19 protein-coding genes, 1 tRNA gene and 1 pseudogene are annotated in these 20,852 nt (G+C 69.2%); 9 read left to right on the forward strand and 12 right to left on the reverse strand.

What is annotated here, in order from left to right; translation table 11 throughout:
* Positions 1-81: 81 nt before the first annotated feature.
* Together ABZ027_RS29320 and ABZ027_RS29325 are read left to right on the forward strand one after the other, a co-directional pair.
* A pseudogene (locus ABZ027_RS29320) lies at positions 82-414 on the forward strand (hypothetical protein); the annotation flags it as partial.
* A 112-nt stretch (positions 415-526) separates the two neighbouring features.
* Complete coding sequence (locus ABZ027_RS29325) at positions 527-691, forward strand: hypothetical protein (RefSeq protein WP_356773586.1); 165 nt, start codon at positions 527-529, stop codon at positions 689-691.
* Between the two features lie 733 nt (positions 692-1,424).
* Here the strand turns inward: ABZ027_RS29325 and ABZ027_RS29330 are convergent.
* From ABZ027_RS29330 to ABZ027_RS29345, 4 genes are all read right to left on the reverse strand, one after another.
* Entirely contained in the window at positions 1,425-3,107 is a 1,683-nt protein-coding gene (locus tag ABZ027_RS29330; protein WP_356773588.1) for a mobilization protein, read from the reverse strand.
* Positions 3,104-3,628, reverse strand: coding sequence for a plasmid mobilization relaxosome protein MobC (gene mobC, locus ABZ027_RS29335; RefSeq protein ID WP_356773590.1), 525 nt, complete (start codon positions 3,626-3,628; stop codon positions 3,104-3,106). Before mobC ends, ABZ027_RS29330 begins: the two co-directional genes overlap by 4 nt.
* Positions 3,629-3,946: 318 nt before the next feature.
* Positions 3,947-5,122, reverse strand: coding sequence for a DUF3631 domain-containing protein (locus ABZ027_RS29340; RefSeq protein WP_356773668.1), 1,176 nt, complete (start codon positions 5,120-5,122; stop codon positions 3,947-3,949).
* Positions 5,123-5,789: 667 nt separating this feature from the next.
* Positions 5,790-6,032 (reverse strand): helix-turn-helix domain-containing protein, encoded by a 243-nt coding sequence (locus tag ABZ027_RS29345; RefSeq protein WP_356773592.1) that lies wholly within the window; start codon positions 6,030-6,032, stop codon positions 5,790-5,792.
* 467 nt (positions 6,033-6,499) lie between these two features.
* On the opposite strand from ABZ027_RS29345, the gene ABZ027_RS29350 reads away from it, so the two are divergent.
* Together ABZ027_RS29350 and ABZ027_RS29355 are read left to right on the forward strand one after the other, a co-directional pair.
* Positions 6,500-6,781, forward strand: coding sequence for a helix-turn-helix transcriptional regulator (locus ABZ027_RS29350; protein ID WP_356773594.1), 282 nt, complete (start codon positions 6,500-6,502; stop codon positions 6,779-6,781).
* 54 nt (positions 6,782-6,835) lie between these two features.
* Complete coding sequence (locus tag ABZ027_RS29355; protein WP_356773596.1) at positions 6,836-8,020, forward strand: tyrosine-type recombinase/integrase; 1,185 nt, start codon at positions 6,836-6,838, stop codon at positions 8,018-8,020.
* 78 nt (positions 8,021-8,098) lie between these two features.
* On the opposite strand, the gene ABZ027_RS29360 is transcribed toward ABZ027_RS29355, so the two are convergent.
* The 4 genes from ABZ027_RS29360 to ABZ027_RS29375 form a co-directional block, all read right to left on the reverse strand.
* Entirely contained in the window at positions 8,099-8,434 is a 336-nt protein-coding gene (locus ABZ027_RS29360) for a deoxyxylulose-5-phosphate synthase (RefSeq protein ID WP_086602836.1), read from the reverse strand.
* Positions 8,435-8,538: 104 nt separating this feature from the next.
* Positions 8,539-8,871 carry a hypothetical protein gene (locus tag ABZ027_RS29365; RefSeq protein ID WP_356773598.1) on the reverse strand — a complete coding sequence of 111 codons (333 nt, stop codon included), beginning with the start codon at positions 8,869-8,871 and terminating at the stop codon, positions 8,539-8,541.
* Positions 8,872-8,984: 113 nt separating this feature from the next.
* Positions 8,985-9,057: transfer RNA gene (locus tag ABZ027_RS29370), tRNA-Arg, on the reverse strand.
* A gap of 258 nt (positions 9,058-9,315) precedes the next feature.
* Positions 9,316-10,488, reverse strand: a complete 1,173-nt coding sequence (locus tag ABZ027_RS29375) for a GDSL-type esterase/lipase family protein (protein ID WP_356773600.1) — start codon at positions 10,486-10,488, stop codon at positions 9,316-9,318.
* A 311-nt stretch (positions 10,489-10,799) separates the two neighbouring features.
* On the opposite strand from ABZ027_RS29375, the gene ABZ027_RS29380 reads away from it, so the two are divergent.
* On the forward strand, positions 10,800-11,399 hold the full coding sequence (locus tag ABZ027_RS29380; protein WP_356773601.1) for an NAD(P)H-dependent oxidoreductase: 600 nt from the start codon (positions 10,800-10,802) through the stop codon (positions 11,397-11,399).
* Positions 11,400-11,446: 47 nt separating this feature from the next.
* Here ABZ027_RS29380 and ABZ027_RS29385 read toward each other — a convergent pair whose 3' ends face one another.
* A complete protein-coding gene (locus ABZ027_RS29385) occupies positions 11,447-13,123 on the reverse strand; it encodes an IclR family transcriptional regulator C-terminal domain-containing protein (protein ID WP_356773602.1) in 1,677 nt (558 codons plus the stop codon).
* A gap of 101 nt (positions 13,124-13,224) precedes the next feature.
* Positions 13,225-14,550 (reverse strand): M6 family metalloprotease domain-containing protein, encoded by a 1,326-nt coding sequence (locus ABZ027_RS29390; protein ID WP_356773603.1) that lies wholly within the window; start codon positions 14,548-14,550, stop codon positions 13,225-13,227.
* A 355-nt stretch (positions 14,551-14,905) separates the two neighbouring features.
* Here ABZ027_RS29390 and ABZ027_RS29395 point away from each other — a divergent pair, with 355 nt between their 5' ends.
* Complete coding sequence (locus ABZ027_RS29395; protein ID WP_356773604.1) at positions 14,906-15,550, forward strand: helix-turn-helix domain-containing protein; 645 nt, start codon at positions 14,906-14,908, stop codon at positions 15,548-15,550.
* Positions 15,551-15,732: 182 nt separating this feature from the next.
* Positions 15,733-17,262: an MFS transporter gene (locus ABZ027_RS29400; protein WP_356773605.1), complete on the forward strand. Its 1,530-nt coding sequence runs from the start codon at positions 15,733-15,735 to the stop codon at positions 17,260-17,262.
* 95 nt (positions 17,263-17,357) lie between these two features.
* Here the strand turns inward: ABZ027_RS29400 and ABZ027_RS29405 are convergent, their stop codons facing one another.
* The gene (locus ABZ027_RS29405) at positions 17,358-17,873 is read right to left on the reverse strand and encodes a MarR family transcriptional regulator (protein WP_356773606.1); all 516 of its coding nucleotides are present in this window, start codon (positions 17,871-17,873) and stop codon (positions 17,358-17,360) included.
* Between the two features lie 112 nt (positions 17,874-17,985).
* On the opposite strand from ABZ027_RS29405, the gene ABZ027_RS29410 reads away from it, so the two are divergent.
* On the forward strand, positions 17,986-18,801 hold the full coding sequence (locus tag ABZ027_RS29410) for a class III extradiol ring-cleavage dioxygenase (protein ID WP_356773607.1): 816 nt from the start codon (positions 17,986-17,988) through the stop codon (positions 18,799-18,801).
* Between the two features lie 50 nt (positions 18,802-18,851).
* Here ABZ027_RS29410 and ABZ027_RS29415 read toward each other — a convergent pair whose 3' ends face one another.
* Positions 18,852-19,382 (reverse strand): N-acetyltransferase family protein, encoded by a 531-nt coding sequence (locus ABZ027_RS29415; RefSeq protein ID WP_356773608.1) that lies wholly within the window; start codon positions 19,380-19,382, stop codon positions 18,852-18,854.
* A 169-nt stretch (positions 19,383-19,551) separates the two neighbouring features.
* Here ABZ027_RS29415 and ABZ027_RS29420 point away from each other — a divergent pair, with 169 nt between their 5' ends.
* The gene (locus ABZ027_RS29420; RefSeq protein WP_356773609.1) at positions 19,552-20,547 is read left to right on the forward strand and encodes a sigma-70 family RNA polymerase sigma factor; all 996 of its coding nucleotides are present in this window, start codon (positions 19,552-19,554) and stop codon (positions 20,545-20,547) included.
* The last annotated feature ends 305 nt before the right edge of the window (positions 20,548-20,852 follow it).

A 20,852-nucleotide genomic window follows, 5' to 3' on the forward strand; every position in this document is an offset into this window, starting at 1 on the left:
GGACACAAGACGTCGCGATGCCTCCCTCAACCCGAGCGAAACCATGCCTGACCAGCAGGAATCAAGGGATCACGTTCGGTTGAGATACGGCTTCTTACCGTCCTCGACCTGATCGGCTCCGCCGAGGCGCCCGCCGCACACCTCGTTGTCGAAGACCTTCACCGCAGGACAAGGAACGCCGAGGACGGCTACGCGGCCCGCGAGAACCTGGCGCACCCCCTGTTCACCGCGATCGCCACAGACCGGCAGTCAGAGGACTGCCGCGCGCTGGTTCGTGCCTGCTACCTCAAGGCCAGAACTATCCCGGACGAGTTGCAAGGAGAGCTGACGGGGGCTCTGCGCGCCAGCGACAGCGTGATCAGGGAGAGCCTTGCTAGCTCCTCAGATCCCAGACGTGCGAACCCTGCAAGATAGCTCCTGGCATCTCCCGTCTCTGCATGCCCACGTGCAGGACGCCCTCCTAATCTTCTGATCCCCTAAGTGTGTTGGCGGGAACTGAGGGGAACCACGGCGTAACTTCCAGAGGATGGAGAACACTTGGGCAGTACGGGACCTGCCCGTGCTCGAAGCAATCGTTGAGTTCTTGGAAGAGAAGATCGGATTCGAGATGCCTGAGCTGTCAGACATCTCCGATCGGACCGGCATTGAGGTTGAGGACGTCGGGAGAGCGGCGCAAGCGCTCAAACAGTGACGGTCTCATCGACCTTCAATTCGTCGGGGGCCGAAACGTCGGTGGTTGGTTCGTCAAGGGGGTATCCGGCGAAGCCCGTCGGCTAGTCGGCCAATGGCCAACAGCGGAACAGTTCGTCGATGCGGTAGCTCAGCGTCTCCAGTCGGCCGCCGACGAAGAGACCGACCCTGAGCGCCAGTCCGGGCTTCGGGAGCTTGCCAGCTCTGCACGGGGAGCGGCGCGCGGTGTCTTCGTCGACGTCGCGGCGGCGGTGATCTCCAGGCAACTAGGTGCCTGACCTTGAGTGATGGGCCGGACTGTTCCCGCTCTGGCGTATGTGTTCCCTGGGTCCTTCCGAACACAGGTGGTGTGCGGCTACCGGACACTGCCCTTGTCGAGGGTGGAGTGTCTGCGTGCGCGCTACGGCCGTCGCTGGGCAGGGTGTTCGAGTAGACCGACTGCCTGGGCGTGTGCCCACGCCAAGGTGTCGGCCTGCTGCCATGGCATCTGGCCGGTGTTGAGGCCGCACGTGCACGTGGCAGTGCCTATGGGGCCGTAGTTGGGGCGATTGAATTGCACCTTGTGCGTATTCATGCTTTGAGTGTGCACCACGATTCTTCTTGATCGTTCCGGAGCGTAGACAGGACCAACAGCCGCCCCTGCCGTGCCCAGAGGCAGGGACGATGGCGCCGTACCGGGGGCGCGAACGGTCGAAGATGTCGGCGGGGTCGGTCAGAGGCCCGGCATAAGGGCATCATCCGTGCCGCCGTGCGTGTGGCGGTTGCGAGTCCGGGACGGCGGCGACCGAGGGCACCGGAGCCTTGGAGTGCGGTGCTGCGCGTGCTCGTGCGCTTGGTGCCGGCCTTGCTCTGAGGCGCTCAATGCGCCAGGTCAGGACCCGCGCTGGGTGGCGAGCGTCGTCCAGCGCTCGCTGGTCGGCAGCCTGGCGGAGGACCTGATCCAGGTTGTGGCCTGTGGCCTCGGCTTCTGCAAGGGCAGTGGTGAGGGCGCCGAAGGCCGGGTCGTCGATGACCTGCTCCGCATGCTCGGGTACGACCTGGCGTAGCTGCCGGATGTGCCGATCCACAATCTGCCGAGGCGGCCGACGGCTGGCGAGGGAGGCCAGGGGCTCGACCGAGGCTTGGTCGTAGGCGGCCTGGAGGTGGACCAGGGTCTGGTGGGATGCGGCGACCTGCTGGTCATGGTGGCGGACATGGTGCCAGAGGGCGGCGGCGATGACGACGAGGATTGCGGCGTCGAGGAACATCGCTAGGGCGGCGCCATCCTTGGGAGCGGGCTCGCGAAGCATCGCGCGTACGGCGCCGCGCAGGGCGCGGGTGTGGCGGTGTTCGGCCTGAATGCAGGAGCGAGTGGCACGTTCGAACGTCGAGGCTGCTTCTCGAAGTTGAGACCGAAACGATGGGGGCGTGAGAAGGGGGAGGGCGTCGAGGGCTTCGCCGAAAGCAGCGAGATGGGCTTGGGAGGCTTGGTCGTCGGGTTGGTCGAGGTGGTGGGGGATGCGTTCGGTGGCGGCGGTGGCCTGGTGCCAGGGGTCGGGTCTGCGCGAGCCTGGCTGTCCACCAGGTGGGTCGATGTTCTCCAGGCGTTCGCGGATCTTGGGGAAGGAGAGGTCCAAGGCGAGTTCGGAGCCGGAGAACCAGACGGGCTCCTTGCTGGCGGTGGTGGTGTCTTCCGCCGCGACCTTGTAGCCGCGCACGTCGCCGGAGGGGAAGTACACGACCTCGGCGAGCACGCCGTCGGTGTGGCTGAGGAGGTGGATGAACTCCTCCATGCTGGCGGCAGCGGCCACGGCGGTGCGCACGGTGGCGCGCAGACGTTCGCGTGCGGGCTTCTCCTGACCGTTGCGGCGAGCCTTCTCCTGCTCGGCGCGGGCGGGCCGCTTGGCGGCGGTACGGTCCCCGCGGACCACCTGGTGGAGGCCGTATTCCTTCTCGATGGCGGCGAGTTCGCGGTCGGCGGTGAGGTAGTCGTTCCAGTGGCGTGCGGTGCGCAGGTCCGCCCGGACCTTGGTGGCGGCGATGTGGATGTGGTCGGGTGCGTGGCGTACAGCGACCCAGCGGCAGCCGTCCGGGTCGCCGTCGGGTGCAATGCCGGTGGCGGCCACGACGCGGCGGGCGACGTCGGCCCATTCCTCGTCGCTGAGGTGGCGGTCGCTCTCGGCGGCCCGGATCGAGCAGTGCCACGTGTGTTTCTCGGGTGCGCGGCCGAGCCGCCGGGCCTGCTTGACGTGCAGGTCGAGGTCGGCCACCAGGAGCCTCCTGGTGGTGTCGAAGTCCTCGGCGCGGCCGGGGTCGGGGGCGAAGCCGTCCCAGGAGGCCACCAGGTGCGGGTCGGTGTGGTCCTTGGCCTTCTTGGTGTCGAACAGGTAGCGGATCAGGCCGCCGGTGTCCTTGCCGCCGCTGATCTTCGCGATCATCGGGCTGCCTTCTTGGCGACGGCCTGGTTCGCGGCTGCCGCCACGTCGCGGACGGTGGCGGCGACGGCGGTCAGGGTGCGTTCGGCCTGGGTCAGGACGGCGGTGTCCCCAGGGTGTGGATGGCCGCCGGAGTTGAGCTTCTTGGCGATCTGGTTGATGTTGTGACCGATGGCGGCGACCTGCTTGCGCAGGGCGGTCAGCTCGTCGATGTAGTCGTCGAGTGCGGTGCGCTGGCCAGGCAGGGCGAGGTCGCCCTGGACGTGGGCCATGACGACGGCGCCGACGTAGTGCGCGCCGGCGATGTTCAGCGACCGGGCCATGGCGAGGATCTCGGACTTCTCGGCGATGCTGTAGCGGGCGTCGACACGCTCCTTGCGCTGGCCGTTCGGGTCGGGCTTACGGCGTCGGGCGACACGGTGCAGCGCGGCGGCTTCGGCGGCGCGCGGCAGCGGCGGGTCGGCGGCGAGGGCGCCGTGCTGCGCCGGCTCGGGCACCCCCTGGTGCCCGAGTGCCTCCGCCACCCCCGGGGCGGAGGCATCCCCGTCGGGGCCGTCCTTGGACGGTCCAGCGGCATACCTTGCTGCGCTTTCTGGGGCTGAGGCCGTGTGCGTCCGCTGCTGAGCTGTGGGGAGTTCGTGGTGCTGTTCGTGCATCGGAGGGCTCCGGTGGTGAGGGGGCGGGAGGTGTGTCACGTGCGTCGCATCCGTCCCATGCCTGGTCAGGACAGGTACGGACACTCGGGCAGGTACGGAGAAGTCCGTCCCGGTGAGGACATCCGTCCCCGCGCTGACCTGCGCGGGGACGGATGCGACGCAGTGATACGGACCGGGGGGAGGCGGTCAGCGGGCGCGTTGGGGGCCGGCGGGACCGCCGGGCGGGCCGATGGGCAGCTGGCCCGCCAGGGCGGCGGGCGGCTTGCCCTGAGCCGGCGGGTGCGCGGGCGGGGCATCGTGCGCGGGCGTCGTCTCGGTGAGGTCGGGGCAGTGCCGGGCCCAGCTGTCCAGGAACCGGTTACGGGCGTACCCCTTGGCCTGCCTGCCCTTGTCGAAGCGGTAGTTGGCTGGGCTGATGCCGAAGTCCCTCAGCATGTTGCCCAGGTGGTGGGCGTTGAGTCCCTTGGTGCCGTGTTCCGCCCAGGGGGCGTCGGGGTCCTGGAGCAGGGTGGTGACCAGATCCAGGGAGGACAGGGCCTCGGGGTTGCCGTGTGCCTGGAAGATGCGGTGGATGTCGCGCAGCAGCCGTGTCTTCAGGTTGGTCTGCTCGTCCTGGACGGCCTCGTAGCGGGTCATCGCCACGCAGGCTGCACGGGCACGGGCGGGCCAGTGGCCGCCGGCCAGGTCGGCGATGATGACCAGCGGTTCCCAGGTGTCCGCCGCCCGGCCCTCGACCGGCATGGTCGGCGCCATGCGGCCGGCTGTGCCGCGCAGCGGTCCCAGCCAGGCGGCCAGCTTGTCCCGCAGCGTGTTCAGTTCCGGTGTGGCGTAGCGCGAGCGGAACGGGGTCACCTTCTCGTCCGGCTTGCGCTTTTGCATGCGGAGCACGACCGCCCGGTCCGTGATCGTGTCGGGCAGGTCGCCGATCGAGGCCAGCGCGGCCATGGCGAAGGTCGGATACGGGGTCGGCTTGTGCTCCGGACCGGAGATGCGCCAGGCGGGCCGGTTGCGCTGGTGTCCGGCGTTCAGCAGGCCGCGCAGTTCCTCGTTCTCGCCCGCCTTGCTGAAGATGGTGTCCGCCTCGTCCACCAGGATCGTGCGCGGGTTCTTGTCGATGACGCGGAAGAGCACCGCCGTGGACATGTTCACCGTCATGATCGGCTGGTGCACGGTCTCGTGGAGCACGTCCAGCACCCGGGACTTGCCGCAGCCCTTCGTCGGGCCGACGACCGCCAGACGCGGCGCGTGCTGCAGAACGCTCTGGATGTGCGTGGCCGCCACCCACAGGGTGACCGCGGTCAGCGCCTCGTCACTGGGCAGCACGACGTACTTGCCGATTGCCGCCCGCAACTCATCCAGCAGTACGGCACCCTCACCGGAACCCTGTTCCGAGGGGGCTGCCGGTCCCCGAGGAGGTCGAGGACCGGCCTCCTGATCCGGTCCCCGTGCGTCGACGGGGACGGTCCCCTCCTGCTGGGCGGTTCCCGCCACGGGTGTGTCGGTCCCCAGCGACCGGCGGGGACCGTGCTCACGGTCCCCATGACGGTCCCCTGGTGCAACGGCAGCCTCTTGGGGACCGGTCCCCGAATTTCCGCCGCTGGCCTGCGGGTTTGCATCGGATGTCGATTCGGGGACCGGGACGTGTGGGGACCGAGCAGCGGGCACATCGCGGGGACGGTCCCCAACAACGGCATCGGCAGACGGCTGGGGACGGTCCCCGTGTGCTTCCGCTTCCGCCGGATGTTCGACGGTCCCCGACGCGGGGGACTGTGTGTCCTGCTGATCCTGGCGGCGCCAGGGGATGCCCTCGCCGGGGACCGCGGGAGTGGGCCAGCCGGTGGGGGAGGTGTTCGTGGTGCTGGGGGACGTAGAGTCCTCCATAGGCGTTCCTCTCCGGTGAGAGGCAGGACGGGCAAGGTTCCGCCCCTCACCAGCTCGTTCGTTCAGGGATGGGCGATCAGTTGGGAATTCTTCGGCCCTCGGCGTTGGCGCGCCGGGGGCCGCTTCGTTGTCCGCGTCAGATGCGAGGTCAGGCCGTGAGGTCGTACGACGTCTGGGCATCCAGCCACGTGTCCACCTCCCGCCAGCGGTAGCGCAGGTGACGGCCGACCTTGTGGACGCTGGGGCCGGTGCCCCGGTACTTCCACTGGTAGAGCGTCTTCACCGGCACCCCGAGATAGGCGGCGACCTCCGCAGGGGTGGCAAGCGGGCCACGCTGGACAGCCGCAGCAGTGGCAGGGGCGTTGGTGCTACGGGGAGGGGTCTTCGGCACAGGGCTCCTTTTCGGTCTTGAACAATGGGCTGGACAACACAGCCACACCACCCGGAGAAAAGTCCAGAGTTGGTTCTGAAACTCCTCACTACTTCTTTCGGCGTGGCCGGGGAGAGGGAAACAGTAAGGGTGGATCCCCGGTTGCCGAAATCGCTCCCGCCGGGCCCGAAATCTTCTTGCGGCGAAGCAACCCGTCGAGGTGCCGGAATCCGGTACCTCCGCAGCTCAGAGGTGACACCTGGCGGTCAGGGACGACGTGACTGACCCACCGGGCATCATGGCTGATGTGTGCTCAAATCGCCCATCTTGAAAACGGCGAGGGAAGGTAACATGACACCTCGGCCGAAACGCCTCGCGATGTACCGGAATTCGACGAGACGAACGCCACTTCGCCCCCGAACGACTATTGGAGAGTTTAAGAGCTAACTCTTGCCATGACGCCCGGATGCAAGTTACAGCTATCTGTCATGCCCAACCGACCTGTCGAAATAGGCCCCGCCGGCCTCCACACCGCGCGCGCCATCGAGCACCTACGCCTCGTGCGCGGCCTGACCCAGCACCAGCTCGCCGCCCGCTGCACCGCACTGGGCCGTCCGATGGCCAACACCGCCCTCAGCCGCACCGAACGCGCCCGCCGCCGCTGCGACATCGACGACCTCGTCGCCCTCGCCACCGCGCTCGGCGTTTCTTCCACGACCCTGCTCCTGCCGCTCCCGTCGGTGTCCGGTGATGACTGGAGGGGGTGCTAGTTGGCGCGGGTCTGGATTGAGGACCGCATAGGGCACGCGGCGTATGTACGGGCCGTGGCGGACGCCAAGCGGGCGGTGCGTACGCCACCGGGGCGCTACCGCGTGCGCTGGTACGACCCCGACGGCAAGCCGAAGATGAAGACCTTCGCCCGCAAGGTCGACGCCGAGGCGGAGCGGACAAGGATGGAGTCGCGTCTCAACGACGGCTCCTATCGTGATCCCGCAGCCGCGCGGGTGAAGTTCGCAGAGGTGGCGGAGTCCTGGCTGGCGGCGCAGCTCCACCTCAAGCGCTCAACCCGGGCTCGCTACCGCGGTGTTCTCGACGTCCACGTGATTCCCAAGTGGGGTACCACCCCGCTGGACCGCATCCACTTCGAGGACATCGCCGAGTGGCTCGCGGATCTGCTGTCCGGCGAGGCGACCGGCGGCAGGAAGCTCAGCCCTCGCTCGGTCCGCAAGGCGTACGTCGTCCTCAGCCGCGTTCTCGGCTACGCGGTCCAGGCTCGTCGTCTGGTGGTCAACCAGGCTGTCGGCGTGCCCCTGCCGAAGGCGATGCCGGCCGACCACGTGTACCTCGACGACATGCAGGTCGACGCGCTGGCTAACGCGTCAGGCGCCTACCGGGTGTTCATCCTGCTGCTGGCCTACACCGGACTGCGCTGGGGTGAGGCGTCCGCGCTGAAGGTAGGGCGCGTCGACCTTGATGCCTGCCGGGCGCACATCGTCGAGGCGTACGCCGAGGACAACGGCAAGCTCTACCTCGACACCCCCAAGAACCACGAGCGCCGATCGGTACCGATCCCGCGGTTCCTGGCAGAGGAGTTGAAGCCCCACGTCCGGGGGCGGGGAGACGAGCAGTTGCTCTTCACGGCCCCGCAGGGCGGACCGCTGCGGGCTCGCAACTTCCGTCAGCGGTTCTTCGCGCCGGCGGTTGTGAAGGCCGGACTGGGACACCTCAAAGTCACCCCGCACAAGCTGAGGCACACGGCAGCCTCGCTCGCCATCGCCAGCGGCGCGGACGTCAACGTCGTACAGACGATGCTGGGCCACAAGTCCGCGACGCTGACACTGGACACGTACGGGCACCTCTTCCCCGACCGCCTGGACGAGGTCTCGAAGAAGATGCACAAGCGCCGCTCCAAGCAACTGGCCAAGGCGAAGGCCAAGCTGGAGAAGGCGGAGAAGAAGGCCCGCAAGGCTGCCGAGGCCGTGGCCGTCTTGGAGGATCCCGCGGCGTGATGTGTGCCTTATCCGTGCTGTCTATGACAGCAGGGGTCGCTTCGGCGGCGCGGCGGAACGCCCCTTGCTGTCGGGCTGCTAGGGCAGGTCGCGGCGGACCAACGCCTGGGCGAACGGTTCTCCGGTGGCCCGGGCGTAGGCCATCCGCTCGCGCACCTCGCTGAGGGTGCGTGGGCGGTAGCCGGGGCCGCCGCAGCAGCTCTTGTGGAAGCGCACACCGGCGTGCAGCAGCACGGAGAGGGTGCGCCAGGCGGCGGTGTCCCGCCTCTTGGGTGCCGCGAAGGCGGAGCCGACGTGGATCAGTGGTTCGGCGCAGCGTGGACAGACCCGGTCGTGGTCGTGGTACCCGGGGTAGGGCTGCTTGTACGAGGCCCGGCAGGGCAGGCAAACGTACGAGGTCTTTCCATGGGCCATGCGGGAAGGGTAGAGCCACCACAGGGTCGGGCTCGACAGATTTCCGGCATGCTGCGCAGGCCCTTCGGTAAAGGTGGGGCGGCGACGGCCGACCGTACTTGCTTCTACTCGCCTCTTCGGAGTGCTGCGTCGACGGCGTCAGCAGCATCCCTCGCGGCCAGCTCGCTGATTTCTCTGGGGACTTCGCGGTCGTCGTACACGAAGAGTCTTGCGTCGACGACGTGGGTCTTCGGTTGCCAGCCGAGACGACGGCCCGCCTCGCGTGCAGCACGACGGACGTCGTTCAGTTCGCCCATCTCCTCAAGATCGCCGCTGCTCAGGATCAGCTGCCCGTGGTAGCCCCGGTAGCGAGGCTTCAGTGAAGCCCGCATCAGGCTCTCCAAGCGGTCGACCGGCTTGTCGTGCCGGCGCCGGGCCAGCTCGTCCTTCGCGGGCATCTCGCACAGCTCCCCACCTCTGCCCGCAGCCGCATGTGTGCCATATGTGTGCTGCGAGTACGAAGGCCCTCCCGTCCGACGGACGGAAGGGCCTCTGACCAGGTGTTTCTCTGTGCCCCCGGCAGGATTCGAACCTGCGACACCCGCTTTAGGAGAGCGGTGCTCTATCCCCTGAGCTACGAAGGCGATGCGTGAGCGCCCGCCAAGGCGCTCGATCCACAGGGTACCGGATCAGGGGTTGGGCGGGTGTGGGTGCTGTGGGTTGGTGGTAGGGCGCAATGGTGGTGGGGCCCGGCAGCGGGGTGGTTCTGTCGTAGAGGGCGGGGCGCGGCTGATGGGGTCGTGAGCGTCGACAGGGGATTCGGGCGGGTCCCCAAGTCCACCCGTAGCCGGTCAGCGTGGTCGCGCCGCGGCTGTCGTGGCCTGCGATCGGCGGAGGGGCCGTTAATCGGCGAAGGGGCCGCCCCCGCCGAATGCGAGGCGGGCGAAGTTGTGTCCGATGCGGCGGTGTCCCTCGGGGGTGGGGTGGATCTCGTCGGGGTGGGGGGCTTCGGCGTAGTCCTTCTCGCCGTAGAGGTCGCGGCCGTCGAGGTAGTGGAGGTTCGGGTCGTCGGCCGTCCGCTGTTCGACGGTGCGGGCGAGTTCCTCGCGGATGATGGTGAGGGTCAGGCGTCCGGCGGCGCGTTCGGCGGGGTCGCCGGTGGCCTTGAAGCGCAGGGTTTGGCCGTCGAAGTCGGGTGCGAGGGGGCCGGGGGTGTCCTCCTGGACCGGGCACAGGATGGGGGACACGACCAGCAGCGGCGTGGTCGGATGGCCCTCGCGGATGGTGTCGAGGAAGCCGTGGACGGCCGGGGTGAAGGCCCGCAGGCGCATGACGTCGGCGTTGACGACGTTGATGCCGATCTTGAGGCTGATCAGGTCGGCGGGGGTGTCCCGTATCGCGCGGGCGGTGAAGGGGTCGAGCAGCGCGCTGCCGCTGAATCCCAGGTTGACCAGTTCCACGCAGCCCTGGGCTGCGGCCAGGGCGGGCCAGATGGCGGTGGGGTGGGTGGCGTTCGAGCCGTGGCTGATGGAGCTGCCGTGGTGCAGCCACACCCTGCGGCCTTGGGGTGATGCCGGTTCGACGGGAGCGTTGGTGCGCAGGGCGATCAGTTCGGTGATCTCCGTGTGCGGGAGCCAGATCTCCACGCTCTTGTCGTGCGCGGGCAGGTCGGTGAAGCGGGCGGTGCCGGCGGGGCCTTCGTGCAGTTCGGCGGACTGGGTGACCATGTCTGTGACCGTGCGGACGTTGCCGCCGGGCACTGTGGTCTGGGCGGTGAGACGACCGTCGACCAGGAGGTCGTACACGCCGTCCGCGGGGGCCGGGAAACCTCGGTAGACCCGCTTGGTGGGCAGCGTGTCGAGTTCGATGGTGGTGGCTCGGGTGCGGAAGGCCAAGCGCACGCCGGACGGCTGGGACTCGGCTACGGCCAGTTGGTCGTCGGGGATCTGACGGCGTGCCCGAGCGGGCAGTCGGTGCGGCAGCAGGCCGTGCGCGGTCGGTTCCAGGTCGAGGTGACCGCGCAGGAGGTCCTCGGTGACGGGGGTGGTGATCCAGTGGTGCTCAGTGCTGCTCATTGCTTGGTGCCCCAGCCTCGTGATCAGGGTTCCGAACCCGAACCGCATGCGTCTGGTCCGGCGGAGACGGGTAGTAGCCCGCCACGGCTGCCCGCCTACCACTCCGTGGACAGCGTGGGCAGCCCTGCTCGAACCATAGCCTTCGTATCGTTAGGCGATACTCAATGGTGGACTACCTAATAGGTTTAGGCAAATGGCGAACGGGCGAACGCGACTCAGTGCGGCGGCAGGAGACGTGGCAGGGGTCATCCAGGACGCAGGCGGGGAAGAGGAGTTGACCTCAAGTTTGGTTGAGTTCTTATGGTCCTCGCATGACTACGCATCGTGCACATCCGCTCAAGATCGGCATCCTCATCGGCAGTGTTCGAGCCGGGCGGTTCGCCGACAAGGTTGCCGACTGGTTCGTCGCCGAGGCCGGTGGGCGTCAGGACATGGAGATCCACCTGATCGATCTGGCCGAGCCCGCCCTCGTCGACGAACTGAGGCTGAGCTTCGAGCAGTCCGACGACCGGCCCGGCGACGTCCCCAGGCTTGCTCGGCGTATCGAGGAACTGGACGGGTTCGTCATCGTCACGCCCGAGTACAACCACGGGTACCCGGCGTCCCTGAAGCTGGCCATCGACTACGTGTACAGCGGGTGGCGGGCCAAGCCGGTCGGGTTCGTCTCGTACGGGGGGATGGCCGGCGGTCAGCGGGCCGTGGAGCAACTGCGGCAGGTCTTCGCCGAGTTGCATGCCGTGACCCTCCGGGACACCGTCAGCTTCCCCATGGCCTGGGAGAGGTTCGACGAGCGGGGGCGGCCGTTGGACGCGGACGGGGCGGGCAAGGCGGCGGCGGTGCTGCTGGAACAGCTCGCCTGGTGGGGGCTCACCCTGCGGGAGGGGCGGGCGGCTCGCCCCTACGTGGGGTGAGCCCGAACCGTCCCCTCAGTGCGAGGCCACGCGCAGGAACCGTTCCCTCACTGCGAGGCCACCCGCAGGAACCGTCCCGCCACCGCCAGCTCCGCTTCGATCCGCGCCGCCGTCGCTCTCAGCTCGGGAAGGATGTCCTGGACGCATTCCTCCGGTGTGCGGCGGGCGGCGTGCAGGGCCACGTTGGCGGCGGCGACCACGGTGCCCGTGCGGTCGTGGACCGGTACCGCGATCGAGCGCAGGCCCTCCTCCCACTCCTCGTCGAGGAGGGCGTAACCCCGTCGGCGGGCCTCCTCCAGCATCCCGGAAGCCGCCGTTGCGCGCTCCGCCAGCAGCACCTGGCCCAGTGACGTCGCAGGCGCCGGCAGCCGCGTACCGACCGTGATGTCCACGCTCATCACACGCTGCGCCGCTGACCGGGCCGTGTACTGGATCTCCTCGCCCGTCGGGGACAGCACAGCCAGCGACGTGGACTCGTGGAGGCGCGCGGCCAGGTCCGCCAGGTGAGGGCCCGCGATGCGGGGGAGGGAGGTGCGGGAGAGGGGTGGGAAGCCGAGGGACAGGACACGGGGGGTGAGGGCGAACGTGCGGTGCGGGCCCGCGGACACCAGGCCCAGGTGTTCGTACGTGATCAGCGCCCGGCGTGCGGTCGCCCGCGCAAGGCCGGTCGCCTTCGCCACCTCCGTCAGGGTCAGCGCCGGACTGTCTTCACCGAACGCCGTCAGTACGGTCAGCCCCCGGGCCAGCGACTCGATGAACTCCCGGCCCAGCTCCTGCTTCGACGCCCGGAGGAGCTGGGCCGAGACAGAAGCGGAAGCCGGAGAGAAAGACGCCGTCGCAACCCCCCGCAGCGCCCCCTCCATCGTCGCCACCGCCGTCCGCAGGCGGGGAAGAAGCGTGTCGTGCAGGTCGGTCGCGGAGTGCCGGCTCGTGTGGCTCACCACGCTCGCCACGCAGGCGATCCGGCCCGTACCGGGATCCCGAACCGGTACCGAGACCGCGACCAGTCCCGGTTCGATCAACTGGTCGTCCAGCGCCCAGCCGTCCTGCCGGGCACGGGCGGCACGGCGTTCGAAGTCGTCGTCCGGCGAGGTGTGCGTGCGCGGCGGTACGGCGGGGAAGCCCCGGTCCTCCGGGTCCGCCGCCCGGCGTGTCCGCCACGCCTGCCACTCCCGTGCCGTCCACTGAGACGCGAACAGCGGGCCGGGGGCGGTGCGTTCGGCCGGGAGCAGGTCGCCGATGCGGAAGCTCAGGGACATGGCGCGGCGGCGGGTGGCCTGGTGGATGAAGCGGATGCCGTCGCGGTCGGCGACCGCCAGTGACACCGACTCGTCCAGTTCGTCGGCGAGCGCGTCCGCGTGGGGGTTCAGGAGGGCGGGCAGGCGCAGGGCGGCCAGGTAGGCGTTCCCCAGTTCCATGAGGCGCGGGGCGAGGGCCACGTCCCGGCCGTCGAGACGGACGTACTCCATGCGTGCCAGGGTGGAGGTGATCCGGTCCACCGTGGAGCGGGCCAGACCGGTGGCGCGTTCGAGGCCGCTCAGGCTCAAGGTCCCCCCGGCGTCGGTGAGGTGCCGCAGCAGGCCGATGCCCCGGATGAGCGGCGTGACCGCCTCGACCGGTTCCGGGGTGCCGTCCGATGCGTCCGAGGACGTCTCGACGGGCGCCCCCGCGACCGCCTCGGTGGGCGTCTCGACGGGAGGCTCGGCAGGTGTCTCGGCGGGCATCGGTTCTCCGGTACGGCGGTCGCGGGTACGGCGGTCGCGGCAGGCCTACCGTAATGCGGAGACCCGCGTGCACGGTGGCGGTCACCCGCGGCCGGTCACGCTCACCGCCGCGTCACCAACAGCCGGTAGTTCCCGGACAGGTCCGCCCCCGCCACCGAGATGCGGATGCCTCGCCTCGGGTCCCGGAACTCCTCGCCGGGGGCGAACGGCGCGTCGGAGAGTTCGGAGTGGACGTTCGGGCTGCGGGTGCAGCCGCCGCTGCCACGGCGGGAGTCGTACACGGTGACGGGGCCCTGGCCGGTGTCCACGTCGGCGTCCACCCGGTAGATCAGTACGCCGGGTCGGCACACGGTCTCGTCGTTGCCCTCGCGGGTGCGTAGTTCGACGGCGTACCCGGTGCTGTCGCCGAGCGGCAGGAAGAGCAGCTTCGCGCCGCCGGTTCGGGCCAGCGGGGTCAGGATGTGCTCCGTCGTACCCGGTGTCGTCACGCAGCTCATCTGGGCGGCGTCCAGCCAGCCGAGCTTCCACTTGTGCCAGGCCAGCAGGTCGTTGTTGGCCCCCCAGTCCTCGCTCATGATGTCCCAGTGGCCGACGGCGCCCCCGCCGTCCTGGGTGTACAGGTCGGGCAGGCCGAAGACATGGCCGTTCTCGTGCGGGAGGACGCGGTAGCCGGTCCTGCCGTAGGAGCCGGAGCCGTCGTCCTGGCGGGAGTAGACGAAGGACGCGTTCGCCACCCGGACGCCGTCGGCGACGGGGGCCTCCGTGTTGCCGGCGAAGGTCACCGACAGGACCGTGTCCAGCGCGGAGGGCCCGGCGTTGGGCGTCACCAGCACGTTCAGGAAGTCGTACGACCTAAAGTCCACCTGCGGATCGGCCGCGGCCACGACGTCCTGGACCAGCTGCCGGTAGCCGGAGTCGAAGGGCGTGCCGCGCTCTATGCCGTACGAGCGGAACGACTTCGGCATGCGCAGCCAGTCGGGGATCGGCGTCTCGGGGCGGTAGTCGAGACGGCCGTAGGAGCTGGTGCGGAACCACTCCTGGGTCATCGGGAAGAACTCCCGGAACCGGCTCTGCGCGCTGCCCGTGCCGGGCGCGTCGGAGAAGTCGACCATCAGGGTGAGGGCGTGGACGGTGCCGAGGGAGCGGGAGTAGCCGCGTGAGGTCGGTACGCCCTCCGACATCTGGACCGTCCGGCGGCCGCCGATCATGCAGGGGCCCTGGGTGCCCGAGCGGGCGAGGGGGATCGGGCCCGACCCGGCCGCCGGCTGGCCCGGAGGGAGGCGTCCGGTGCCGGCGGAGGTGCTGACCGCGAGGGTCAACACCGTCAGGGAGGCCAGGGCGGCCAGGCGGCGCGGGTGTATGCGACGCCGGAGCGGCCGCGGAGACGTGCCTGTCCCTCCCCGGCGCCTCCCCGGCTGCGGCTGCATTCTTGGCCCTCTCGGTCCGGCAGCCGCCAACCGAAGGCTGCGCCCTTCCGATCACCCTGTGTCGAGGGGGTCACGGGCGCGCGCTGGATGAGACCGAACGTGGGTTTCTCGGGAGTTTCTCGGGAGGGACCAGCCGGTCCGGGGGCTGGGTTCACGGCTCCACGACTGGCCCCGGGAGACTGCCGACATGATGTGTGACTCAGGTCACAGGAAATCGCTGTCGAGCGGGAAATAACCGGGGACCGCTTCCCCGTTTAGCCATGTGTCCGAGCGAAACGGGGAGTCGATCCCCGGATGTTCACTCGTTCGTCACATTCATTACCTAATGTCACCCGTACAACCTCAGGAGTGCACCGTGCAGACCGCGACCCCCGTGCAGCACAAGGCGACCCGGCCGCGCGCCGACGCCCTGCGCAACAGGGAGCGGATCGTCAGCGCCGCCCGGGAGATGTTCACCGAGTTCGGCCCCGACGTGCCGCTCGATGAAATCGCCCGCCGGGCCGGCGTCGGCAACGCCACGGTGTACCGGAACTTCCCGGACCGTGACGCCCTCGTCCGCGAGGTCGTCTGCTCGGTCATGGACCGCACCTCGGAAGCGGCCGAGCAGGCGCTCGCGGAGCACGGCGACGCCTTCGGGGCGCTGGAGCGTTTCGTGCACGTCTCCGCCGACGAGCGGATCAGCGCGCTGTGCCCGATGGTCACCAGCACGTTCGACCAGAACCATCCCGACCTGGAGTCGGCGCGCGAGCGGCTCGAGCAGATCGTCGACTCGCTCATGGACCGCGCCAAGGCGGCCGGTCAGATGCGCCTCGACGTGGGTGTCGGCGACCTGATGGTCGCCGTGTCCCAGCTCTCCCGGCCCCCGGCCGGGACCGAGTGTGTCAGCGCCGACCGCTTCGTACACCGTCATCTGCAGCTGTTCCTGGACGGGCTGCGGGCTCCGGCCCGCTCCGTCCTGCCGGGTGCGGCCGTGACCATGGAGGACCTCCGCCAAGCCTGACCGATGAGTTCAGACCTCAGAGCCGGTCATTGAAGACCGGCAGTCACACCTACTGATACCGGCAGTCGCACCTACCAACTTGGGCTGTCGAACCTACTGATTCCGGCAGTCGTCACCGACGAGCCGACCCGTACGACACTTTTTCCGTCCCGAAGTCCCGAAGTCCCGAAGTGGGTACCCCCATGTCTGAAACAGCCGTAAAGGCTCCCGGCGTCCCTGATGCCAACCGCTGGAAAGCGCTGACGTTCATCGCGCTCGCCCAGCTGATGGTCGTCCTCGACGCGACCATCGTGAACATCGCCCTGCCGTCCGCTCAGCAGGACCTGGGCATATCCGACGGCAACCGGCAGTGGGTCATCACGGCCTACGCCCTCGCCTTCGGCGGTCTGCTGCTCTTCGGCGGCCGCATCGCCGACCTGTGGGGCCGCAAGCGCACCTTCGTCGCCGGTCTGATCGGTTTCGCCGGCGCCTCCGCGCTCGGCGGCGCGGCCACCAACGAGGCGATGATGCTCGGCGCCCGCGCGCTGCAGGGCGCGTTCGGCGCGCTGCTCGCGCCCGCCGCGCTCTCCCTGCTCGCCGTGATGTTCACGGAGCCCAAGGAGCGCGCCAAGGCGTTCGGCATCTACGGTGCGATCGCCGGTGGCGGCGGCGCCGTGGGCTTCATCCTCGGCGGCGTGCTCACCGAGTACCTCGACTGGCGCTGGACGTTCTTCGTCAACATCCCGTTCGCGATCATCGCGGCCGCGGGCGCGTACTTCGTCATCCGTGAGCCGGCCGGCGGCCGCAACCGCTCGCCGCTGGACATCCCCGGCGTCATCCTCTCCGTCCTCGGTCTGGTCACGCTGGTCTACGCCTTCACCCGCGCCGAGTCCGAGGGCTGGGGCGACTCCGTGACGGTCGGCCTCTTCGTCGCCTCGGCGGTGCTGCTCGCCGCGTTCGTCATCACCGAGTCCAAGGTCAAGGCCCCGCTGCTGCCGCTGCGCGTCATCACCGAGCGCAACCGCGGAGGCGTCTACCTCTCCCTCGGCCTCGCGATCATCGCGATGTTCGGCCTGTTCCTGTTCCTGACCTACTACCTGCAGATCGTGAAGGGCTACTCGCCGGTCAAGACCGGCTTCGCCTTCCTGCCGATGATCGGCGGCATGATGGTGGGCTCCACGCAGATCGGCACCCGCCTGATGACCCGGGTCGCCCCGCGTCTGCTGATGGCTCCGGGCTTCCTGGTCGCCGGTCTCGGCATGCTGATCCTGACCCGGCTGGAGATCGGTTCCTCCTACGCCAGCACGATCCTGCCGGCGATGGTGCTGCTCGGCCTCGGCATGGGTACGGCGTTCATGCCCGCCATGTCCCTGGCCACCCTCGGTGTCGAGCCGCGTGACTCGGGTGTCGCCTCCGCGATGGTCAACACCTCGCAGCAGGTGGGCGGCGCGATCGGTACGGCCCTGCTGAACACGATCGCCGCCTCGGCGACGACCTCGTACATCAAGGACCACATCACCGGCGCCGGTTCCAAGGCGCAAGCGCAGCTGGTCCAGCTGGAGGGACAGGTGCACGGCTACACCAACGCGATCTGGTTTGCCGTGGGCATCCTGGTCCTTGCCGCCGCGATCGCCGCGACCCTCATCAACACCGGCCGCCCGGACACCACCTCGGTGACCGGCTCCGGCGAGGGGGCCGAGGACGAGCTGCCGGTGCCGGTGGTCGCGCACTGACGGCGCCCGTCACCTCGTACCCCTTCGGGCCACCGGTACGTACGGGGAAGGGGACGCCCCGTACGTACGCCCCACAGGACCTGCCCTGGTCGCGCTCAGCGCAGCCAGGGCAGGTCCGCACCCGCTTCGTTCGGCTGGAGTCCCTCGGCGATGATCTCCATGATCTCGCCGAGGGACTTCTGCTGTTCCGGGGTGAGCCGGTCGAACACCGCGTTCCGTACGACCGTCACATGGCCCGGCGCGGCCTCGCTCAGCATCTGTCGGCCCTGGTCGGTGAGGACCGCGAACTGGCCCCGCTTGTCGTCGGGGCAGTCCTCGCGGCGCACCCAGCCGTTCTTCTCCAGACGGGCGACGGCGTGCGAGAGGCGGGAGCGGGTGATCTTCGCGTCCATGGCCAGCTCGGTCATCCGCAGCCGCCGCTGCGGGGCCTCGGCGAGCTTGACGAGGAGGCCGTAGTAGACGTGCGGCATGCCGGCGTCCCGTTGGAGCTGGCGGTCCATGTGATCTTCGAGAAGGGTGGTGGCGTGCATATAGGCACGCCAGACGCGCTGCTCCTCGTCGGTGAGCCAGCGGGGCTCCTCAGCGCGCGCGGAAGTCGATGCCGTGTTCATGTACTCCACTCTACGAGAACGCTCCTTGAATGTTAAACAAGTGAGGCGTACACTTACTGTTGTTCGTAGCTTGAGACTTCAAGCGTCTGTTCTTCCGGAGGGAGCCGCAGCCATGTCCGCCGCCATCGAGGAGCGCACTCCCGCCGTCCCGGGACAGCGCATGCCGGCCCTCTACCTCAGCCATGGCGCCCCGCCGCTCGCGGACGACCCGATCTGGCCCGGCGAACTCGCCGCCTGGTCGGCCGGCCTGCCCCGCCCCAAGGCGATCCTCATGGTCTCCGCCCACTGGGAAGAGGCCCCCCTCGCCCTCGGCGCCGTCCAGCCGGTCCCCCTGGTCTACGACTTCTGGGGTTTCCCCGAGCACTACTACCAGGTGACCTACGACGCCCCCGGCGCCCCCGAACTCGCCGAGTCCGTACGCAAGTTGCTGCGGGCGCCCGGCATACCGGTGCAGGACATCCCGGACCGCGGCCTCGACCACGGCGCGTACGTCCCGCTGGTCGAGATGTTCCCCGAGGCCGACATCCCGGTCCTGCAGATCTCCATGCCGACCCTCGACCCGGTGAAGCTCATGGAGATCGGCCGCAAGCTCGCGCCGCTGCGCGAGGAGGGCGTGCTGATCGTCGGCTCCGGCTTCTTCACCCACAACCTGGCCGCGCTGCGACACACGGGCCCGGGAGTGCCGACCTGGTCCTCGGAGTTCGACGACTGGGGCCGCCGCGCCCTGGAGTCCCGCGACTGGGACGCCCTGCTGGACTTCCTCCACAAGGCCCCGGCCGGCCGCTACGCCCATCCGCGCACCGAGCACTTCGCGCCCCTGTTCGTGACCATGGGCGCGGCCGACGTCGTCGGCGAGCTCGACGCGCAGAAGTCCGTGATCGACGGCTTCTGGATGGGCATGGCCAAGCGGTCGGTGCAGTTCGGCTGACCCGCGCGGCGGGGCCGCAACTGCCGGTGGAGTCACGGCTCTTCCTGGGACTACAACTCCTTCTCGTACCAGGCCACGTCCCAGTAGCGGCCGAACTTGCGGCCGACCTCGCGGTACGTGCCCAGGTACTGGAAGCCGAAGCGCTCGTGCAGGCGCGCCGACGCCTCGTTGGGCTGGGTGATGCCCGCGTACGCGCGGTGGACGTCCTCGTCGGCCAGCGCCTCGAAGAGGGCCTGGTAGAGCAGCGTGCCGACGCCGCGCCCGCGCGCGTGCGGAGCGAGGTAGACGGTGGTCTCCACCGAGGTCGCGTACGCGGGCTTGGGGCGCAACGCGCTGGATGTGGCGTAGCCAAGAATCTCCTGTGAGGTTCCTGGGGAACTCGCCGCTGTGGCAACCATCAACCGGTGCGGGCCGTCTTCAGGGTGGGAGAGCAGCCAGGGGCGGCGCTCCTCCGGAGTGAAGACCGCGGTGTCGAATGTGATGGGGGTCTCACGTACATAGTGGTTGTAGAGGTCGGTGAGAGCTTCGAGGTCGCTCTCGACTCCCGGTCTGACCTGCACCTCTGTACGTTCCGTCAGCATCGCATCCCCTCCTGTGGCCGGGCAGGATACTGCATGATCAGAAAAATAGACGGGTGGGTTGGGAATTCTGTCCGGATTCCAGTCGTTGTTTCCAACGGAAGCAGGGCACCCGAGGAGAGTGCCCAGCGCCCAAGGCCCACCCGCTGACTCACATCGCAAGGGAGCACGCATGGCAACCCGTGCCGTCGCCCGTCGTCAGTCCGCCACCGGCCGGACCGACACGGCAAGCAGTGTTCGCGTCCGTGGCGGCGAGATCGCCGACCGCGACCTGGTCGGCATGTACCTCGACGAGATCGCGCGCACCCCGCTGCTCGACGCCGCCAAGGAGGTCGAGCTGTCTCAGATAATCGAGGCGGGTGTGTTCGCGCGACAGGTCCTCGACGGATACGAGGACGCCAAGGCGGATGCCTCCCGTGAGGAGCTCCAGGCCCTGGTCGACGAGAGTGAGCGTGCCAAGGACGTCTTCATCCGCTCCAACCTCCGTCTGGTTGTCGCGGTGGCCCGCCGCTATCCCCGCAGTGGGCTGCCTCTCCTCGACCTGATCCAGGAGGGCAACGCCGGCCTGGTGCGCGCGGTCGAGAAGTTCGACTACCGCAAGGGCTTCAAGTTCTCGACGTACGCGACCTGGTGGATCCGTCAGGCGATCACCCGCTCGATAGCGGACCAGTCGCGCACCATCCGGCTGCCCGTCCACCTGGTCGAGGAGCTGGGCCGGATCAGGCGCGTGCAGCGGGAGTTCAACCGGGAGCACGGCCGCGACCCGGAGCCCGCGGAGATCGCCGCCGAGCTCGGCTCGAACCCGGAGCGCGTCGTGGACGTCCTGGACTGGGCCCGCGACCCGGTCTCCCTGAACATGTCGGTGGACGACGACGGCGACACCCAGTTCGGCGACCTCCTGGAGGACACGTCGGCGGTCTCCCCGGAGCAGTCCGTGCTGACCCTGCTGCGCAGCGAGGAGCTCGACGACCTCATCGGACGCCTCGACCAGCGCACGGCCTCCATCATCAAGATGCGGTACGGCATCGTGGACGGCCGGGAACGCACGCTGACCGAGGTCGGAAAGGAGCACGGGCTGACCCGCGAGCGGATCCGCCAGATCGAGAAGCACGCCCTGCTGGAGCTGAAGAAGCTGGCACGGAGCACGGGCTTCGACGCTGCGGCGTGATGTGACGTCGACCCGGGCGCCTCGGGGATGCGGCGCCCGCGACGCCCTCCGCGATGCGCGCCCGTGACCCGGCGCGCGCCGGGTGGCGAAAGACAGCGCAAACATGGCGTGTTACGCGGCTTCAACCCGCTGGACCCCGGGAAAAAGACTTCAGGGTCCAGGAGTTCGAACCCCGGACCGCCTACCGAACCTCAGAGCCAAGTCCCGTCGCACTCCCCCCCCAGCGCCGGGACCATCCCCGAGCCGGGCTTCGGCGCCCTCCCCCCGGGCGCCGGGGTCCGGCTCTCTTCGTGCCGGTCCGCCCC

Origin of the sequence: Streptomyces sp. NPDC006332 (genome assembly GCF_040612855.1) — a bacterium.
GTDB lineage: Bacteria > Actinomycetota > Actinomycetes > Streptomycetales > Streptomycetaceae > Streptomyces.

Excerpts from the sequence above, each read along its gene's own strand:
- ABZ027_RS29325 (WP_356773586.1), top strand. The coding sequence starts at position 527 with ATGGAGAACACTTGGGCAGTACGGGACCTGCCCGTGCTCGAAGCAATC.
- ABZ027_RS29330 (WP_356773588.1), bottom strand. The coding sequence starts at position 3,107 with ATGATCGCGAAGATCAGCGGCGGCAAGGACACCGGCGGCCTGATCCGC.
- ABZ027_RS29350 (WP_356773594.1), top strand. The coding sequence starts at position 6,500 with ATGCCCAACCGACCTGTCGAAATAGGCCCCGCCGGCCTCCACACCGCG.
- ABZ027_RS29360 (WP_086602836.1), bottom strand. The coding sequence starts at position 8,434 with ATGGCCCATGGAAAGACCTCGTACGTTTGCCTGCCCTGCCGGGCCTCG.
- ABZ027_RS29365 (WP_356773598.1), bottom strand. The coding sequence starts at position 8,871 with ATGCCCGCGAAGGACGAGCTGGCCCGGCGCCGGCACGACAAGCCGGTC.
- ABZ027_RS29375 (WP_356773600.1), bottom strand. The coding sequence starts at position 10,488 with ATGAGCAGCACTGAGCACCACTGGATCACCACCCCCGTCACCGAGGAC.
- ABZ027_RS29380 (WP_356773601.1), top strand. The coding sequence starts at position 10,800 with ATGACTACGCATCGTGCACATCCGCTCAAGATCGGCATCCTCATCGGC.
- ABZ027_RS29385 (WP_356773602.1), bottom strand. The coding sequence starts at position 13,123 with ATGCCCGCCGAGACACCTGCCGAGCCTCCCGTCGAGACGCCCACCGAG.
- ABZ027_RS29390 (WP_356773603.1), bottom strand. The coding sequence starts at position 14,550 with ATGCAGCCGCAGCCGGGGAGGCGCCGGGGAGGGACAGGCACGTCTCCG.
- ABZ027_RS29400 (WP_356773605.1), top strand. The coding sequence starts at position 15,733 with ATGTCTGAAACAGCCGTAAAGGCTCCCGGCGTCCCTGATGCCAACCGC.
- ABZ027_RS29405 (WP_356773606.1), bottom strand. The coding sequence starts at position 17,873 with ATGAACACGGCATCGACTTCCGCGCGCGCTGAGGAGCCCCGCTGGCTC.
- ABZ027_RS29410 (WP_356773607.1), top strand. The coding sequence starts at position 17,986 with ATGTCCGCCGCCATCGAGGAGCGCACTCCCGCCGTCCCGGGACAGCGC.
- ABZ027_RS29415 (WP_356773608.1), bottom strand. The coding sequence starts at position 19,382 with ATGCTGACGGAACGTACAGAGGTGCAGGTCAGACCGGGAGTCGAGAGC.
- ABZ027_RS29420 (WP_356773609.1), top strand. The coding sequence starts at position 19,552 with ATGGCAACCCGTGCCGTCGCCCGTCGTCAGTCCGCCACCGGCCGGACC.